Source organism: Thioclava pacifica DSM 10166, assembly GCF_000714535.1.
Lineage (GTDB): Bacteria > Pseudomonadota > Alphaproteobacteria > Rhodobacterales > Rhodobacteraceae > Thioclava > Thioclava pacifica.
Genome location: NZ_AUND01000012.1, coordinates 456,492 through 472,910, shown reverse-complemented (window position 1 = coordinate 472,910; position 16,419 = coordinate 456,492). Strand labels below are relative to the sequence as shown.

Genomic DNA, 16,419 nt, shown 5'->3' with positions numbered 1-16,419 from the left:
AGCTGCGCTTATCTCAGGCCCGTTTCGCGATCGCGACGCCCAGAAGCTCCAGCACCTTCGCCTCGATCTGCGGTGCATCCATGCCCGCCGAGCGATACATGTCCTCGGGCGAGGCGTGGTCGATGAACGTATCAGGCAGGACCATCGAGCGGAATTTGAAGCCGCGATCGAAGACGCCCTGATCCGACAGATACTGCGCGACATGGGAGCCGAAGCCGCCGACCGCGCCTTCCTCGATGCAGATCAGCGCCTCGTGTTCGGCCACGAGCCGGTCGATCAGATCGGTGTCGAGCGGCTTGACGAAGCGCGCATCGGCAATCGTCGGCGCAAGGCCGCGTGCGGCGAGCGCTTCGCGGGCTTTGAGAACCTCGGCCAGACGGGTGCCGTAGGACAGGATCGCGACGCGCGCGCCTTCCGCAATCATCCGGCCCTTACCGATTTCCAGCGGCACGCCTTCTTCGGGCATGTCGACACCCATGCCTTCGCCGCGCGGGTAGCGGAAGGCGATCGGGCCTTCATCATGGGCGGCGGCGGTGGCGACCATGTGGACGAGTTCGGCTTCGTCGGCGGCGGCCATCACGACCATGCCCGGAAGGGACGACATGAAGCCGATATCGAAGCTGCCCGCATGGGTCGCGCCATCGGCCCCCACCAGACCCGCGCGGTCGATGGCGAAACGCACCGGCAGGCGCTGAATCGCCACGTCATGCACGATCTGGTCGTAGCCGCGTTGCAGGAAGGTCGAGTAGATCGCGCAGAAGGGTTTCATCCCCGAAGCGGCGAGACCGGCCGAGAAGGTCACGGCGTGTTGCTCGGCGATACCCACGTCGAAACAGCGGCGCGGGTAGTGCTCGGCGAATTGCTTGAGCCCCGTGCCATCGGGCATCGCGGCGGTGACGCCGACGATCTTTTCGTCCTTCACGGCTTCCTTGATCAGGCTTTCGGCAAAGACCTTGGTGTAGCTTGGCGCGTTCGAGGGGGATTTCTTCTGCTCGCCCGTCGCCACGTCGAATTTCGCGGTGGCATGGCCACCATCGGGGCGGCTCTCGGCGGGGGCGTAACCCTTGCCCTTCTTGGTCAGCGCATGGATCAGCACCGGGCCGGTCGCGCGGGCCTTGAGCGTGCGCAGGAGCGGCAGGAGCTGGTCGAGATCATGCCCATCCACCGGGCCGACATAGGAAAAGCCGAGCTCTTCGAAGAGCGTGCCGCCCATCGCCATGCCCTTGAGCATTTCCTTGGCGCGGCGCGCGCCTTCCTGGAACGGTTCGGGCAGAAGACTCATCGCGCCTTTCGCGGCCGATTTCAGATCCTGCAGCGGGGCTTCGGAATAAAGCCGGGTGAGGTAGTTCGAGAGCGCCCCCACGGGCGGAGCAATCGACATCTCGTTGTCGTTGAGCACGACGAACATCCGCTTGCCCAGATGGCCCGCGTGGTTCATCGCCTCGAAGGCCATGCCGCCCGACATCGCGCCATCGCCGATCACCGCGATCGCATCGCCCGTCTCGGCGCCCAGCTCGCGGCCCATCGTGAAGCCGACAGCCGCCGAGATCGAGGTGGAGCTATGGCCCGCGCCGAACGGGTCATAGGGGGATTCCGAGCGTTTGGTGAAGCCCGACAGACCGCCCTTCATGCGCAGCGTGCGGATACGCTCGCGGCGGCCCGTGAGGATCTTGTGCGGGTAGCACTGGTGGCCCACGTCCCAGATGATCTTGTCGCGCGGCGCGTCGAACACTGCGTGCAGCGCCACGGTCAGCTCGACCACGCCGAGCCCCGCGCCCAGGTGCCCGCCGGTCTGCGACACGGCTGAGATCGTCTCGGTGCGCAGTTCATGGGCGAGCTTTTTCAGCTCGGCATCGGTGAGGCTCTTGAGATCGGAGGGCAGCCGCACCCGGTCGAGGGTCGGCGTTGCGGTCGGATCTTTCGGCGTATCGGTCATCGGCTTGCCCCCTGAGGCGCGCTACATCTCGCGGGAGATAACGAAACGCGCGGCCGCTCGCAAGTTTTCCGCCTTCTCTGCGTAAGGGGAAACGGCGTCGATCGCGTCCTGGATCAGGGCATCGGCACGGGCGCGGGCGCCATCGAGACCAAGCAGCGAAACGAAAGTGGCTTTGCCCGCCTCGCTATCCTTGCCGACACGCTTGCCGGTGGCGGCCTCATCGCCGGTGACGTCGAGGATGTCGTCATGGATCTGGAAGGCGAGGCCGACCGCTTCGGCGTAAGCCTGCAAGGGGTTTTGGTCTTCCCCGGCGAGGATCGCCCCGGCACGGGTGGCAAAGGAAATCAGCGCCCCGGTCTTGCCCGCCTGCAGCGCGATGATCTGGTCAAGCGTGAGCGGTTCGGGGGCGGTCTCGGCGGCGATATCGAGCGCCTGACCGTGGCCCATACCGGCCGCGCCGGAGGCTTTCGCCAGCGCCGTGACAAGCGCGATGCGCCGATCTGCCGCGCCGAGGATGGGATCGGCGCAAAGCTCGAAGGCCAGCGTCTGGAGCACGTCGCCGGTCAGCACGGCGGTCGCGTCATCCCATTTCACATGCACGGTCGGCTGGCCCCGGCGCAGGTCGTCATCATCCATGCAGGGCAGGTCATCATGCACAAGCGAATAGGCGTGCAGCGCCTCGACGGCGGCGGCGGCGGGCATCGCCTGCGCCTCCGGGATGCCGAAGATCGCGGCGCTTTCGAGCGCGAGAAAGGCACGCAGACGCTTGCCGCCTTGCAGCGCGTAATGCATCGGGGCGCGCAGCGGACCTTCGGGTTGTCGGGCAACGGCCGCGTCGAGCGCAACCTGAACGGAGCGCTGAACCTCTTTCAGGCGGGTCTCGAACATTTACAGACCTTCGGCCGGCGCCGTGCCTTGCGGGGAGCCATCGGCACCGAGCGTGATCTTCTCGACGCGCTCCTCGGCTTCCTTGAGAAGCTTCGTGCAGCGCTCCTTGAGCTTCGCGCCACGCTCGTAAAGTTCGATCGAGCGATCCAGTGGCACGTCGCCATGCTCCAACTGGCCCACGACCTCTTCGAGAGCCTTCATCGCCTCTTCAAAGCTCATCGCGTCAATATCGCTCATTCGCCTCAACCCTCAGACATACTGAAATTGCGGGGACTCGCGCCCCCGCCTTTCAAAAGCATATCCGGATCGCGAAGTCGAGATCACCCCGCGAGCCAGACCGGTTTGTGAACGATACGTCGCTTATTGCTGGATCGATTCGAGATAGGTCGCGAGCGAGAGCACGCGCCCGCGCGTTTCCAGAACATCGGTATAGGAATTCGGATCGTGCCCGCCCTCTTCCATGAACACGTCACCGAAAACGGGCATGTCGCCGCCATGGCCGCGCACGCCGGTGCGCCCGTCGATGATGTGGATGACCTTGAGCATCGGGTATTCCCCGTCATTGGCCGCGGACAGAGCGGTCAGATCGCTCGGCTTGATGTTCAGAAACTCGGCCATCGCGCCGTCGCCCTTGCCCTCCAGGCCATGGCATGACGAGCAATACTGGTCAAAGAGACGCTTCCCGACTTCGGCATTCTGAGCGAAGGCCGGGGTCGTGACGGTGAGCGCCGCAAAGGCGGCGAGACTGGTGATGAAGCGCATTTTCTTCCCTCCCACAAAGGTTACGCAAGGGAAGGGTAGGCCCGAAACGTGATCTCGTCTGTGATCTCCATCAACGAAATAAGGCGCTCCATATGCGATGGAGCGCCTTATCGAAAAGGGCCGTCTCTGGGTGAGACGGCCCTCCGAGATCTACGGAGATGGTCCGGTTAGGGTCCGAAGGATCCAGCCGTCCCAGTCAAGGCTCTTTGCCCTAGGGTTTGCCCTCAGGCCACGGCCCCCCTGACTGTCCCGACACCTCTCTCCACTATCACTCTCGACACTGGACCACCTCCTTTCAATGCGTTGCCGTTATCCACAGCGTGCCACAGATTTTGTGTGTGGCAAGAAGAATTACGCAATCCTTGGAGAAAGTTTGGTAACAATTGCCTTGAAAGGCAGCAGAGCGACCAAAGTTAAGGCAAGTTTCACAAGCCAGTCTGCACAGGCAAGCGACACCCAGAGCGGAACCTGCGGACCAAAGCCCAGAAGCGGCAAATGCTCGTTCGCCCAGGACACGTCATTGGCCGGCTCGAGGAAGGTCAGCGAGGCCGAGAAGGCGATCGAGAAGAAGATCATCGTGTCGAGCGAGGCGCCGATCAGGGTCGAGACCGCAGGGGCCTGCCACCACACGCCGTTGCGCAGCTTGTCGAAGACGAGGATGTCGGCCATCTGCGCGATCAGGAAGGCGGTGCCCGAACCGATCGCAATGCGCAGCGTCACGGCGGGATATTCGAAGCCGTCGCCCTGCAACATGATCTGGCTGCCGATCAGCGAGCAGATCACGCCCACGACGAAACCGGCGAAGACGACACGGCGGGCAGCGCCCGGGCCGTAGATGCGGTTCATCACGTCGTTGACGAGGAAGGCGAAGGGATAGGTAAACGCACCCCAGGTGAGGAAGTTGCCCAGAAGGAACTGCACCAGGATGTTGGAGGCCACGACGATGATGGCCATGGCAATGATGCCAGGAATGTAGCGGGTCATGATGTTCAACCGTTTTTACATGGTAGCGGAGACATGGCCCGGACCGTTCCGGGCAAGGGCGCGCGATACGCGCTTGTAGCGCGTGCGTCAATCCCTCTTGGCGGTGCGCTGCGGGGATGCGAGGCGATATTCGACGATCTCGGTGCGCTGGAACGGGAAGAAATTGTCATCCGAAATCATCGTGAGCCGGATCGCGCCGCTCGCATCGCGCCAGACCGAGATCCCTTCGAGATTGTCGTGCCGGCCCGCCCCGGTCTGCAAGAGCACGTCACCACCCGAGAGGGAATCGTCCTGCACGTCGAAGACCTGCACGCGGGTGAGAAAGCCCAGAAGCCCCCAGAAATCACGCTCGAGAACATAGAGCCGGCCATCGGGGCCGAAATCCGCGCCCGCCGGCAGCCAGTTCCCGTCGCGCGGGATCGCGAAGGGCTGGTCCCATTCGCCATTGCGATAGCGCCAGACCGGGAAGGGTTTGCGCGTGCTGCCGGAGTCCTCGGGCATCGTGTAGAGCGTGCCCAGATCGTCGATGGCCAGCGCTTCGAGCGAGGAATTGCCTTTCATCTTCGCGAAGGCTTTCGGGCGCGGCAAGAGTTCGGCCGGGCCGCCATCGGTGGGGAAATGCGACACCCGCGCGAGCCCCTCGAAAGAGATATAGACCGATCCGTCGGGGGCAAGCGCAAGCCCCTCGCTATCGCCCAGATGCCGGGTCAGAACCTTGCCCTTGGAGCTGTGCAGCCAGTTCGGCCCCTCGGTTATGGTGACGCCGGTGATCCGCTCCGACGCATCGCGATCGAGCTGACCGCGCCAGATCGTGGTGCGGTCGGACTGGGTAACGAAATCGCGCCCGTCGGGACCGAGCTCAAGCCCGGAAAACCCGCCAAAGACGCTCACGCCCGGCATGGTCCAGTGATAGCTTTGCAGGAATTGCGCGCGCGGATGCGGCCCGGCGGGGGCGAGCCCCGCCAGCAGGGCCAGCCCCGCGCCGAAGGCTAGCGCGAGGACAGAACGGCGCGGCATTGGGAGGGGAGATCCGACATCACATAGGTCTTGGCTGTTTTCTTCGGCGGACCCTTCGGCGGCTTCGGTGCCGTCTTGGGCGGGTTGAGATAATCCGTCACCCACCACATCAGCGTGTCATCGCAACCATCGCCTCCCTTCGACAGCTGCGCGACCGTGGGTTTCTGGGTCTCGCAATATCGCGCGCCGGGCGGGCATTTCAAGCGCACGTGGAAATGCGTGTTGTGCCCGTAGATCGGCCGGATCTTCTGAAGCCAGGCGCGATCCCCGCGTGGCGCGGTATTGCACATCGCGATCTTTGCCGCCGCGGCGACGAAGATCCGGTCAACGCGCGGATCGGAGGCCGCGTGACGCAGCAGCGCCATATGCTGCGGCGTCCAGTTGCCGTTGACGCTGCGCTGATCGGCCGTGCGCACGGAAATCGAGGAGATCTTCTCGCGCTCGGAGCGGCTGAGGTCGAGCCGTTTCGGCGGCAGCATCCAGATGTCGGCATCGAGCCCGATCTGGTGGCTCGCATGGCCGCCCGTCATCGGACCGCCGCGCGGCTGGCTGATATCGCCGATATAGAGACCTTTCCAGCCCGGCAGGCTCGCGGCAAAGCGCGAGAGGTCCTGAAGATAGGAGAGCATCTCGGGCTGACCCCAGTTGCGATTGCGCGACAGCCGCATCGCCTGCCAGGTCGGCCCGCTCTCGGGCATTGCCTGAAGCCCGGCGGCGCAGCCGCGCGAATAAAACCCGATCGCGGAAGGCGCCTGTTCGGAGGGCGCGGATTTCGCGCCGAAGAGCACGCGGGCAAGCGGCTCGGAGGCGACAGGCGAGGCAATGAGCGTAAGCGAAAGGGCGGCTGCGAAAAACTTGGCGATCATGATTGGGGCTGTCCGTCGGGGCTGTGGTCTCCGTTGGTTCGCACCCAGCCTAGCAGCAGAAGGCCCAAAATCAAAAGCACGATGATCGGGGTGATGCCGATCGACTGATTGTCCGAGATCTGCGTCACGACCCCGATCGAAAGCGGCGCAATGAAAGCGGTGGCCTTGCCGGTGAGCGCGTAGAGGCCGAAATGCTCGGTGATCTTCTCGGGATCGGCCTGGCGGACCATCATCGTACGCGAGGCCGATTGCAGCGCGCCGCCGCAAGCGCCGATCATGCCACCAAGGATGTAGAAGGCGATATCGGGCAGCGAGCTGTCAGGCGAGACGGCCATGCCAAAGACGCTCTCGCGCGAGACAAAGACGATGCCCACCACGACGAGCGTCAGCAAGATCACCGTGGTCACGATCACCGCCTTGGGCCCCCAGCGGTCATCCGCCTTGCCGCCGAGCCAGGCAAAGAGCGCGCCGGTGATCGTGCCGAGGATACCGAAGATGCCGATCATCGTGATCGACCAGTTCAGAACCCCCGCCGCGTAGAGCCCGCCGAATGTGTAGATGCCGTTCAGCGCATCGCGGTAGAACATCGAGCTGAGCAGGAAGGAAAACAACGAACGCCGGTGCGGCAGCGTCCGCAGCGTCGCGCGCAGTTCCGGCCAGGCGCCGCGCAGCGCGGTGCGCACCGGCAGCGCGTCGGCCTTGCGCGGCTCCTTCACCCAGAGGAAGAACGGGATCATGAAAACCGCGTACCAGAGCGCGGTGAGCGGACCGACGGCGCGGGTATCCTCGCGGGTGGCGACATCGAGGCCAAAGAGCGGGTCGATCCCGAGCATGGTCTTGCCGGTCGTCGGGTTGGCCTGAAGCAGCAGTAACATGATGATGAGGGTGATCATCCCGCCGATATAGCCGAAGGCCCAGCCCGAACCGGAAATCCGTCCGATCTCCTCGCGCGGGCCAAGATCGGGCAGGATCGCATTGGTGAAGGTGGTGGCGAATTCCATCCCGATCATGCCGATCGCGAAGGCGATCATGATCGCCATAAGGTGGAAATTGCCGGGCTCGGCATACCAGAGGAACCACGCGCCCACGAAATACATCACCGAAAAGACCCAGATGAAGGGCATGCGGCGCCCCGAGCGGTCGGCGATGGCGCCGAGGAAGGGCGAGGCAAGCGCGATCACGATCCCCGCAAGCCCCACACCATAGCCCCAGACGGTCTGCGCCGCGGTGCCCGAACCCAGCAGATCTTTCACGAAAGGCGCGAAGATGAAGGTGATCAGCAGCGTGTTATAAGGTTGGCTTGCCCAGTCGAAAAACCACCAGCCCCAGATCCGTTTCTTCGCGGTGATCATCTGCCCTGCCCCCCTCATGTGGCGCGCCGATTGGGTCTGGCGGCCTTTGAGGAGGATGAAGCCCGAAAAGGGGCGTCGGCGCAAGCGTCACGGTGAAGGTGAGAGGTGAAGGGCGCGCCCGAGCCTTGGGTGGGTGCTTTGCTCCGCTTGCGGTCTGCGATTTCTCTCGAAAGCCCGCAGCTCGGTCGTGCCCGCAATGGCACCGCAAATGCGCCCAGCCGGCGGTCGGGTGCTGACCTGCGTGTCGATTTAAGGCTCTAACCCGCCTCAGATCTCCGGCGGCCAGGGGCGTTTCGCATCCGCCTCGGCCCAGGCGGTGACAAACTCGGGCAAAGGCGGGGAGGGCTCGGACACGCCCATTTCCTCCAGCACCCGCGCGGGCGGGATCATCCCCTGTTTCGAGGTCACCGCGCCGCGGATCAGGATATGCGAGGAGCACTCACCGCGCGTAAACATCGCGTGTTCGAGCCACATCCAGCGATCGTCCCAGCCGATACAGCGCGAGCGCATCTCGATCTTCTGGAAGGCCTGCACGCGGCGGCGATAGCGGGTCGTGTTGCCCGCGACCACGATGCCCCATTTGTTGCGCTTGAGCACGGCACCCAGACCGGTGCGCATCGCCAGCGGAATCCGCCCCAGATCGTAAAGCGTTAGCGTGCGGCCGTTATTGAGCTCCATCCACAGGTCGATATCCCAGGGCCAGCAGATATGGTGGCTGATATGGGTGCCCGTGACCGGCAACGGCGGGGCGTTGCGGAACTTCACGATCTCTTTGGCCATGCGGATGACGGGATACATGCAACCAGTCGTGCTGCGACGCAGCGGAAGCGTCAAGAGAGACGTTACGGAAAATGCGACCCAGCCTGCGGTTGCAAAGGCGGTTCGGCTCGCTTACCTGTCTTTGCGACCCAAAGCGGAGGTGTTCGATGGTCACGCTCTTTCAGGCGCTGGTGCTGATCCTGAACGTTATCTGGTTCATCATGATCGCCCATATCATCATGAGCTGGCTGATCAATTTCCAGGTGCTCAACCTGCGTCAACCGCTGGTGGCACAGATCTGGTTTGGCCTGAACAACCTGCTTGAGCCGATCTACGGGCGCATCCGGCGCTTCCTGCCGGATACGGGCGGGCTGGATCTGGCACCGCTGGTGGCCTTCATCGCACTGATCATCATCCGTCAGGCGCTCTTCAACAACGCGGCCTTCTTCTACGGCAACAGCTTCTGATGCCAGCGGCTGCGGCAGCCGAAGCCCCCGCCGAGCTACTGGCGCGGGTCTGGGGGTTTGACGCCTTCCGGCCCGGCCAGGAAGAGATCGTGCGCGCGGTGATCGCGGGGCAGAACGTGCTCGCCATCATGCCGACGGGTGGCGGAAAATCCTTATGTTATCAACTTCCTGCGCTGGCGCGCGAGGGCGTGACGGTGGTGATCTCGCCGCTGATTGCGCTGATGCGCGATCAGGTGCGCGCGCTGCGGCAGGCCGGCGTCGAGGCGGGCGCGCTGACTTCGGGCAACACCGAAGAAGAGACCGAAGAGGTCTTTGCCGCGATCGACGAGGGGCGATTGAAGCTGCTTTACATGGCACCGGAACGGCTCGCCTCGGGCGGCGCGGGGCATCTGCTCAAGCGTGCGGGCGTCAGCCTGATCGCGGTGGACGAGGCGCATTGCGTCAGTCAGTGGGGTCATGATTTTCGCCCCGATTACCTGCGCATCGGCGAGCTGCGGCGCAGCCTTGGCGTGCCGCTTGCGGCCTTCACCGCCACCGCAGATGAAGAAACCCGCGCCGAGATCGTCAACCGGCTCTTCGACGGGAAGACCCCGGAGAGCTTCCTGCGTGGCTTCGACCGGCCGAACATCCATCTGGCTTTTTCGCCCAAGGATCAGCCGCGACGCCAGATCCTGAACTTTGCCGCCGCGCGCAAGGGCCAGTCCGGGATTGTCTATTGCGGTACGCGGGCCAAGACCGAGACTTTGGCGAAGGCGCTGACCGAGGCGGGGCATCTGGCCTGCCATTACCACGGCGGGATGGAGGCCGAGGAGCGCCGCGCAGTCGAGGTGCGCTTTCAACAGGAAGACGGGCTGATCGTCGTGGCGACCGTGGCGTTCGGGATGGGCGTCGACAAGCCGGACATCCGCTGGGTCGCCCATGCCGATCTGCCGAAATCGATCGAAGCCTATTATCAGGAGATCGGACGCGCGGGCCGGGATGGCGCGGCGGCGGAAACGCTGACGCTTTACGGGCCCGACGATATCAAGCTGCGCCGGAGCCAGATCGACGAGGGGTTGGCCCCGCCCGAGCGCAAAGAAGCCGATCACGGGCGGCTCAATGCTTTGCTGGGCCTCGCGGAGGCCACCGAATGCCGCCGGGTGAAGCTGCTGCGCTATTTCGGGGAGGACGCCGCACCTTGCGGGAATTGCGATCTCTGCGACACGCCGCCCGAGCTGTTTGATGGGACCGAGGCAGTGCGCAAGGCGCTCTCGGCGGCGCTGCGCTCGGAGGAACGCTTCGGCGCGGGGCATCTGATCGAGATCCTTCTGGGGTCGGAGACCGACAAGATCCGGCAGTGGGGCCATGACAAGCTACCGACTTTCGGGGTGGGCCGCGACCTGAGCCGGGCACAGTGGCAGGCGGTGTTCCGGCAGATGATGGGGCATGACCTGATCCGCCCCGATGCGTCGCGGCACGGGGCGCTGGTAATGACCGAGGCGGCGCGACCGATCCTGCGCGGCGAGCAATCGATCACGCTGCGCCGCGATCTCGTGGCGAAGGCTACAGCGAAGAATGTGGTGAAAACGCTGGTAAGCGAGGAAGATGCACCGCTGCTGTCGGCGTTGAAGGCGAAGCGGCGCGCATTGGCCGAAGCGCAGGGCGTGCCCGCCTATATCGTTTTCACTGATCGCACGCTGATCGAGATGGCGGAAAAGCGACCGATGAGCCTTGATGAAATGGCCGGGATCGGCGGCGTGGGCGCGAAGAAGCTTGAAAGCTACGGCGCGGAGTTTCTGTCAGTCATTGCGGGCGCGGTGGACGAAATGCACCCGGCGCGGCGCAAGCTGGCCGGACGGCAGGAAGGCGAAATCTATGACGTGCTTCTCGCCGAGGCCACGCGACTTCAGCGCGGCGAGGACGGGATCGGGAAACCGCTTTCGCTCTCCCATGCGACGCTGCGCAAGATTGCCGAAACACAGCCCCGCGACCGCATCGCCATGGGCCGGATTTCCGAAATGAACGAGTCGAAACTCGAGCGTTTTGGCGATGCCTTCCTGGAAATCCTGAGCGCCTATCGCTGATCTTCCGGGGGCAGCGGCGGGCGCGTGGCTTCGGGGGCGGTCGCGGCGATACGCTCCGCGATGAGCGATTTCTTCAGCGGCTTGGTCAGATAATGGTCGACCCCGGCGGCGAAGATCGACTCGCTGTCACCCTCCATCGCGTGGGCCGTCAGCGCGCAGATCGGAACATGTGCCCCCGGACCTTCGGCCATGCGGATCGCGCGGGTAGCCTCGCGCCCGTCCATTTCGGGCATCGAGATATCCATGAAAATCAGATCGGGCGCGAAGTCGCGCCAGATTTCGACCGCCTCACGCCCGTTACTGGCAAAGCGCAGGTCGATATCGAGATCCTTCACCATCTTCGAAAAGACGAGTTGGTTCGTTCGGTTGTCCTCGGCCGCAAGCACCCGCATCTGCCGGGCTGGGAGCTCGGCAGCGGGAGCTGGCTCCAGCGGCGCGTCGGGTTCAGGCGGCGCGCGTTGCGAGACATCTTGCAAGGCGCGGAAGAGCTCGGATCTCAGCACCGGCTTTTGCAGGCAGCCCGTGACATCGGTTGTTTGCGCGACGCGTGCGGCTTCCGGATCAGAGCTGAGCAACAGGATCGGGACATCGCGACCTTTTGCGCGAAGGCTCTGGGCGAAGGCGATCCCGTCGAGCGACGGCATGCGGTGATCGGTGAGGATCACGTCGAACTCGGCCCCGTCGTCGATCACGTGCAGGGCTTCTTCTGCGGAGCGGCAAAGGGTGACCTCGAGACCGTAGGTTTGCAGCTGGCGTTCGAGGATGATGCGGTTGACCAGAAGATCGTCGACCACGAGAGCCGCGCGCAGGGTGATCGGGGGGCTTGGCACGTCGATCGGCGTCGCGGGCTCGGCGCGCGGCAAGGTCAGCTTGAAGCCGAAGCACGACCCCTCGCCCAGCGCGCTGTCGACCCAGACCTCGCCGCCCATCAGCTGCACGAGGCGATGGGTGATCGCAAGGCCAAGGCCGGTGCCCTCGAACTTTCGGTTCGAGTCCGCCTCGACCTGATTGAACTCCCCAAAGACATGCTCGAGCAGCTCGGGCGCGATGCCGATGCCCGTATCCTCGACGGTGATATGCAGCTCATATTGACCTTCATCGCGCTCGAACCCGACTACGCGGGCAAGCACGTGACCAGCCTGGGTAAACTTCACCGCATTGCCGAGCAGATTGGTGAGGATCTGGCGCATCCGTCCGGGATCGGCGGTGAAGCGGGTGGGCAGGAACAGGTCGTAATCCACCAGCAGCTTCAGCGCGCGATCTTTTGCGCCGGGCTGTAGCAGAACCATGATCTCGTGCAGGCAGCGTTCGAGATCGAAGGGCTCGGGATAGAGCCGCATCCGCTCCGCCTCGATCTTCGAGTAATCGAGAACGTCATTGATGATCGTCAGCAGCGCCTCGCCGGAAGAGTGGATCGTATCGGCATAGAGGCGCTGTTCCTCGGTCAGGTCAGTTTCCGAGAGAAGATCGGCCATTCCGACGACGCCGTTCATCGGGGTGCGGATTTCGTGGCTCATGTTTGCGAGAAAGGCGGATTTCGCGCGATTGGCGGCTTCCGCGCGGTCGCGGGCCTCGCGCAGCTCTTCCTCGCGGCGGACCGCGTCGGTGATGTCCTGCGCATAGGTGACCAGATCACCCTGCGCCCCCCAGCGGTTGTTGATGCGGAACCAGCGGCCATCATGGGTCTGGATCTCGACCGGGGGGATTACCTTGCGGCGGATCCGTTCGCTCATTTCGAAATGCCAGTCCTGCGGATCGCGGCCTTGCAGGTCGAACAATCCACGCTGAGCGGCGATGCGCGTGACCTCGTCATAGGAAACGCCTGGACCGATCGCGATCTCTCCTTCGAAAAAGGAAAGATAGACGTGGTTTGCGGCGACGAGCCGCAACTCGGTGTCATAGACGGCGAACCCGTCCGCGATCGCATCGACCGCATCCCAGAGTCGGCGCTGCGCGATCATCGCCATCGAATTGGCCCGCTCGAGATCAGTGCGGACGCGGTCATTCTCGCCGATCAGGCTCGCACGTTCGGATAGCGCCTTGGCCAGCCCCTCGCGCTGCTCGACAATCTGATCGGAGAGCATGCGCGCATGCATCGCGAGCTTCTGATTGGCCGCGAAAAGCTCCCGGCTTTTTTGTTCCAGAAGTTTTTCGGCGGCGAGGCGTGATCGCCGCTCCTGTGCCAGTTTATCTGCGATCGACGCATGCATGCCGCCAGACTGCCCTCGAATGTCTCTCGGCGGGCAGATTGGCAGAGGTGCATGAACATGCCCTTAACTGCGATGGGGGGCTTGGCGAGAGAAAATCACGAAAATCCGATCTATCTCCCGCCGCCGGATCAGACCCGCTCGATCGCGAGCGCGATACCCTGGCCGCCGCCGATGCACATGGTGATCAGGGCGCGCTTGCCGCCGGTGCGCTCGAGCGCATGCATCGCCTTCACGATCAGGATCGCGCCAGTAGCGCCGACGGGGTGACCCAGCGCGATGGCGCCGCCATCAGGGTTCACCTTGGTCGGGTCGAGGCCGAGCTCGCGCGAGACGGCGAGGGCTTGCGCGGCGAAGGCCTCGTTGCTTTCGATCCAATCGAAATCGGCAGCCGACAGCCCGGTCTTGTCGAGCAGGGCGCGCACCGCCGGGATCGGGCCGAGACCCATCACCTCGGGGCGCACGCCCGCGATGGCGTAGCCTGTGATCTTGGCGCGAGCCTTGAGCCCAGCCGCCGCGGCGGCCTCTTCGCGCGCGATCACGAGAGCGGCGGCGCCGTCATTGATGCCCGAGGCATTGCCCGCCGTGACCGAGCCCTCTTTCTGGAACACGGGCTTGAGGCTCGCGAGCTTGTCGAGGCTGGTGGCCTTGGGGTGTTCGTCGGTGTCGAAAACCACGGTGCCCTTGCGCGAGGTGATCTCGACCGGGGTGATCTCGTCCTTGAAATGGCCCTCGGCGATGGCTTTCGCGGCGCGCTCCTGGCTCTCCATCGCGAAGGCGTCCTGATCCTCGCGCGAGATCGAGCACTCGGCGGCGACATTCTCGGCGGTCACACCCATATGGCCGGTGCCGAAGGGACAGGTCAGCGCGCCGGTCATCATGTCGAGCATCCGCGTATCGCCCATCTTCTGACCGAAGCGGGCGGCGGGCATGATGTAAGGCGATTTGCTCATCACGTCGCAGCCACCGGCGAGCGCGAAATCCCCATCGCCGAGCATCAGCATCTGCGCCGCCGAGACCACCGCCTGCACTCCCGAGCCGCAAAGGCGGTTCACGTTCATCGCGGGCGTGCCAACCGGAACGCCCGCCTGCACGGCAGCGACGCGGCTGAGATACATGTCGCGCGGTTCGGTGTTGATGATGTGGCCGAAAGCGACCTGGTCGATTTTCTCAGGGGCGATGCCCGCACGCGCGATCGCCTCTTTCGAGACGAGGGCGGCGAGGTCGATGGGCGCGAAGCCCGAAAGCGAACCGCCAAAGGTGCCGATGGGCGTGCGGGTGCCGGAAAGAATGACGATGCCGGTCATGGGGGCCTCCAGATTTGTGTTGCGCGTGAGGGTAATCCCTTGGCGGAACTCGGACCAGCGGGACTGCGTCATAATGACGGCACGTCACAAAGGCCTTCACGGGGGGTTGAAACACGGGAGGTCGTAAACACATTCACGAAGGCGAATATGATACAGGAGACAGAGATGAGCGCGAACCCGATTGTGAAGGGCTTCTGGGACAAGCCGACCGGAAGCTGGCAATATGTTTTCCACGACCCCGAGACGATGAAGGGCGCCGTTGTCGATCCGGTTTGGGACTACGATCACCAGGCCGGGGCCACGGGCAATGGCAATGCCGAGAAGATCCTCGATTACATCCGGGAGACCAGGATCGAGGTGGAATGGGTTCTCGATACGCATCCGCATGCCGATCACTTCTCCTCTGCCGTCTGGCTGGCCGAAAAGCTGGGCGCCAAGCGCGGGATCGGCGAGCGCGTGCGCAAGGTGCAGAGCCTCTGGGCCGGGATCTACAACACCCCCGATTTGCCGCAGGATGGCAGCCAGTGGGACCACCTCTTTGCCGAGGGCGAAACCTTCACGATCGGCAATCTCGAGGTTCGGGTGATGCTTTCGACCGGGCATACGCTGGCCTCGATCACCTATGTCGTGGGCGATGCGGCCTTCGTGCATGACACGCTGATGATGCCCGAAAGCGGCACGAGCCGCGCAGATTTCCCCGGTGGCTCGGCGGCCGAGCTGTGGGATTCGGTGCGCGCAATCCTCGATCTGCCCGCCGAGACGCGGCTGTTCATCGGTCACGACTATCCCGGCGAGGGTGAGGAGCCGCGTTGCGAAGCGACCGTGGCAGAGCATCGCGCGCGCAACAAGCATGTGAAGGACGGGATCAGCCGCGAGGAGTTCATCGCCACCCGCGAGGCGCGCGATGCGACCCTGCCACTGCCGAAACTGATGCTGGCCGCGCTTCAGGTGAATATCCGTGGCGGGCGCAAACCCGAGGCGGAAGGCAATGGGCGGTCCTACCTCAAGATCCCGCTCGACTATTTCGAGCCGCGCTGAGGTTTAGCCGCGCGGCAGTTCTGCCCGGCCCTCGGGCGTGAGCAGCCACGCGTCGCGGCCCTCGATCACCACTGTCGAGAGCGGGTGGCCATAACCCGCGCCGGAATCGAGATTGAGGCGGTTACCATAATGGGTGGCCGCCTCGATATTCGTATGGCCATGCACCACGAGCGCTCCATGATCGCGCCGGTCAGTCAGGAACGGTTTACGGATCCACAAAAGGTCATCCTCGACCTGATCTTCGAGCGGAATACCCGGACGGATGCCGGCATGAACGAAGATCGCCGCGCCGCGGGTGAAATAGGCCGGTTGCGCCACGAGCCAGTCGCGATGGGTCTGCGGGATGGCAGTGAGTTCTGGCGCGATATCTTCGAGCGGGCGGGAGAAGGCATCGGGAATACCATAGCTCTGCAACGTCGCCTCGCCACCGACGCGCGGGTTGAGATAGGAGACATGGGGGCTGAGGATCGGATCCTCGGTGAAAGGATCCTCGAGAAAGCCCAGGAACATCCGGTCGTGATTGCCGCGTAGCACGATCCAGTTCTCGCCACGGCCCTGACCCTGCATCAGATACTCGATCACACCTGACGAGTCCGGCCCGCGATCAACGAGATCTCCGACGTGAACGATTGGAGCCTCCTGATCCCCGCAAGCCGCGCGATCCGCCGCGATCAGCGCATGGGCTGCGTGCAGTTTCGCCAGATGGCCGTGAATGTCTCCGATCGCATAGGTCCGCATCTTGATCCCCGAATGTAAAAGGCCCTCCGCAGGTG

Annotated in this window: 15 protein-coding genes; 3 read left to right on the top strand and 12 right to left on the bottom strand. The window is 64.0% G+C overall.

Annotated features, from left to right (window positions below; translation table 11 throughout):
• Positions 1-13 precede the first annotated feature (13 nt).
• The 9 genes from dxs to TP2_RS08065 form a co-directional block, all read right to left on the bottom strand.
• Positions 14-1,936, bottom strand: a complete 1,923-nt coding sequence (gene dxs, locus TP2_RS08105; protein WP_038075729.1) for a 1-deoxy-D-xylulose-5-phosphate synthase — start codon at positions 1,934-1,936, stop codon at positions 14-16.
• Positions 1,937-1,957: 21 nt separating this feature from the next.
• Positions 1,958-2,824: a polyprenyl synthetase family protein gene (locus TP2_RS08100; protein WP_038075728.1), complete on the bottom strand. Its 867-nt coding sequence runs from the start codon at positions 2,822-2,824 to the stop codon at positions 1,958-1,960.
• A complete protein-coding gene (locus TP2_RS08095) occupies positions 2,825-3,061 on the bottom strand; it encodes an exodeoxyribonuclease VII small subunit (RefSeq protein WP_038075727.1) in 237 nt (78 codons plus the stop codon).
• Positions 3,062-3,184: 123 nt separating this feature from the next.
• Positions 3,185-3,586: a c-type cytochrome gene (locus TP2_RS08090; protein ID WP_038075726.1), complete on the bottom strand. Its 402-nt coding sequence runs from the start codon at positions 3,584-3,586 to the stop codon at positions 3,185-3,187.
• A gap of 351 nt (positions 3,587-3,937) precedes the next feature.
• Positions 3,938-4,570: a queuosine precursor transporter gene (locus TP2_RS08085; protein WP_038075720.1), complete on the bottom strand. Its 633-nt coding sequence runs from the start codon at positions 4,568-4,570 to the stop codon at positions 3,938-3,940.
• Positions 4,571-4,657: 87 nt separating this feature from the next.
• The gene (locus TP2_RS08080) at positions 4,658-5,587 is read right to left on the bottom strand and encodes an esterase-like activity of phytase family protein (RefSeq protein ID WP_038075718.1); all 930 of its coding nucleotides are present in this window, start codon (positions 5,585-5,587) and stop codon (positions 4,658-4,660) included.
• Positions 5,560-6,453, bottom strand: a complete 894-nt coding sequence (gene mepA / locus TP2_RS08075) for a penicillin-insensitive murein endopeptidase (protein WP_038075717.1) — start codon at positions 6,451-6,453, stop codon at positions 5,560-5,562. Before mepA ends, TP2_RS08080 begins: the two co-directional genes overlap by 28 nt.
• Positions 6,450-7,805, bottom strand: coding sequence for an MFS transporter (locus tag TP2_RS08070; RefSeq protein WP_038075714.1), 1,356 nt, complete (start codon positions 7,803-7,805; stop codon positions 6,450-6,452). Before TP2_RS08070 ends, mepA begins: the two co-directional genes overlap by 4 nt.
• Before the next feature lie 267 nt (positions 7,806-8,072).
• Positions 8,073-8,603, bottom strand: coding sequence for an acyl-CoA thioesterase (locus tag TP2_RS08065; protein ID WP_038075713.1), 531 nt, complete (start codon positions 8,601-8,603; stop codon positions 8,073-8,075).
• A gap of 128 nt (positions 8,604-8,731) precedes the next feature.
• Between TP2_RS08065 and TP2_RS08060 the strand changes: the two genes are divergently transcribed.
• Both TP2_RS08060 and recQ read left to right on the top strand, forming a co-directional pair.
• Positions 8,732-9,031 carry a YggT family protein gene (locus TP2_RS08060; protein WP_038075712.1) on the top strand — a complete coding sequence of 100 codons (300 nt, stop codon included), beginning with the start codon at positions 8,732-8,734 and terminating at the stop codon, positions 9,029-9,031.
• Positions 9,031-11,094 carry a DNA helicase RecQ gene (recQ, locus tag TP2_RS08055; RefSeq protein ID WP_038075709.1) on the top strand — a complete coding sequence of 688 codons (2,064 nt, stop codon included), beginning with the start codon at positions 9,031-9,033 and terminating at the stop codon, positions 11,092-11,094. Before TP2_RS08060 ends, recQ begins: the two co-directional genes overlap by 1 nt.
• Here the strand turns inward: recQ and TP2_RS08050 are convergent.
• Together TP2_RS08050 and TP2_RS08045 are read right to left on the bottom strand one after the other, a co-directional pair.
• Positions 11,085-13,190: a response regulator gene (locus TP2_RS08050; protein ID WP_240473727.1), complete on the bottom strand. Its 2,106-nt coding sequence runs from the start codon at positions 13,188-13,190 to the stop codon at positions 11,085-11,087. The genes recQ and TP2_RS08050 overlap by 10 nt on opposite strands.
• Before the next feature lie 242 nt (positions 13,191-13,432).
• The gene (locus tag TP2_RS08045) at positions 13,433-14,608 is read right to left on the bottom strand and encodes an acetyl-CoA C-acyltransferase family protein (RefSeq protein ID WP_038075706.1); all 1,176 of its coding nucleotides are present in this window, start codon (positions 14,606-14,608) and stop codon (positions 13,433-13,435) included.
• Between the two features lie 165 nt (positions 14,609-14,773).
• Between TP2_RS08045 and TP2_RS08040 the strand changes: the two genes are divergently transcribed.
• Positions 14,774-15,646, top strand: a complete 873-nt coding sequence (locus TP2_RS08040; protein ID WP_038075705.1) for an MBL fold metallo-hydrolase — start codon at positions 14,774-14,776, stop codon at positions 15,644-15,646.
• A gap of 3 nt (positions 15,647-15,649) precedes the next feature.
• Here TP2_RS08040 and TP2_RS08035 read toward each other — a convergent pair whose 3' ends face one another.
• The gene (locus TP2_RS08035; protein WP_038075704.1) at positions 15,650-16,384 is read right to left on the bottom strand and encodes a metallophosphoesterase; all 735 of its coding nucleotides are present in this window, start codon (positions 16,382-16,384) and stop codon (positions 15,650-15,652) included.
• Between the last annotated feature and the right edge of the window lie 35 nt (positions 16,385-16,419).

Coding starts and splice junctions, on each gene's coding strand:
- dxs (WP_038075729.1), bottom strand. CDS start 1,936: ATGACCGATACGCCGAAAGATCCGACCGCAACGCCGACCCTCGACCGG.
- TP2_RS08100 (WP_038075728.1), bottom strand. CDS start 2,824: ATGTTCGAGACCCGCCTGAAAGAGGTTCAGCGCTCCGTTCAGGTTGCG.
- TP2_RS08095 (WP_038075727.1), bottom strand. CDS start 3,061: ATGAGCGATATTGACGCGATGAGCTTTGAAGAGGCGATGAAGGCTCTC.
- TP2_RS08090 (WP_038075726.1), bottom strand. CDS start 3,586: ATGCGCTTCATCACCAGTCTCGCCGCCTTTGCGGCGCTCACCGTCACG.
- TP2_RS08085 (WP_038075720.1), bottom strand. CDS start 4,570: ATGACCCGCTACATTCCTGGCATCATTGCCATGGCCATCATCGTCGTG.
- TP2_RS08080 (WP_038075718.1), bottom strand. CDS start 5,587: ATGCCGCGCCGTTCTGTCCTCGCGCTAGCCTTCGGCGCGGGGCTGGCC.
- mepA (WP_038075717.1), bottom strand. CDS start 6,453: ATGATCGCCAAGTTTTTCGCAGCCGCCCTTTCGCTTACGCTCATTGCC.
- TP2_RS08070 (WP_038075714.1), bottom strand. CDS start 7,805: ATGATCACCGCGAAGAAACGGATCTGGGGCTGGTGGTTTTTCGACTGG.
- TP2_RS08065 (WP_038075713.1), bottom strand. CDS start 8,603: ATGTATCCCGTCATCCGCATGGCCAAAGAGATCGTGAAGTTCCGCAAC.
- TP2_RS08060 (WP_038075712.1), top strand. CDS start 8,732: ATGGTCACGCTCTTTCAGGCGCTGGTGCTGATCCTGAACGTTATCTGG.
- recQ (WP_038075709.1), top strand. CDS start 9,031: ATGCCAGCGGCTGCGGCAGCCGAAGCCCCCGCCGAGCTACTGGCGCGG.
- TP2_RS08050 (WP_240473727.1), bottom strand. CDS start 13,190: ATGCATGCGCGCATGCTCTCCGATCAGATTGTCGAGCAGCGCGAGGGG.
- TP2_RS08045 (WP_038075706.1), bottom strand. CDS start 14,608: ATGACCGGCATCGTCATTCTTTCCGGCACCCGCACGCCCATCGGCACC.
- TP2_RS08040 (WP_038075705.1), top strand. CDS start 14,774: ATGAGCGCGAACCCGATTGTGAAGGGCTTCTGGGACAAGCCGACCGGA.
- TP2_RS08035 (WP_038075704.1), bottom strand. CDS start 16,384: ATGCGGACCTATGCGATCGGAGACATTCACGGCCATCTGGCGAAACTG.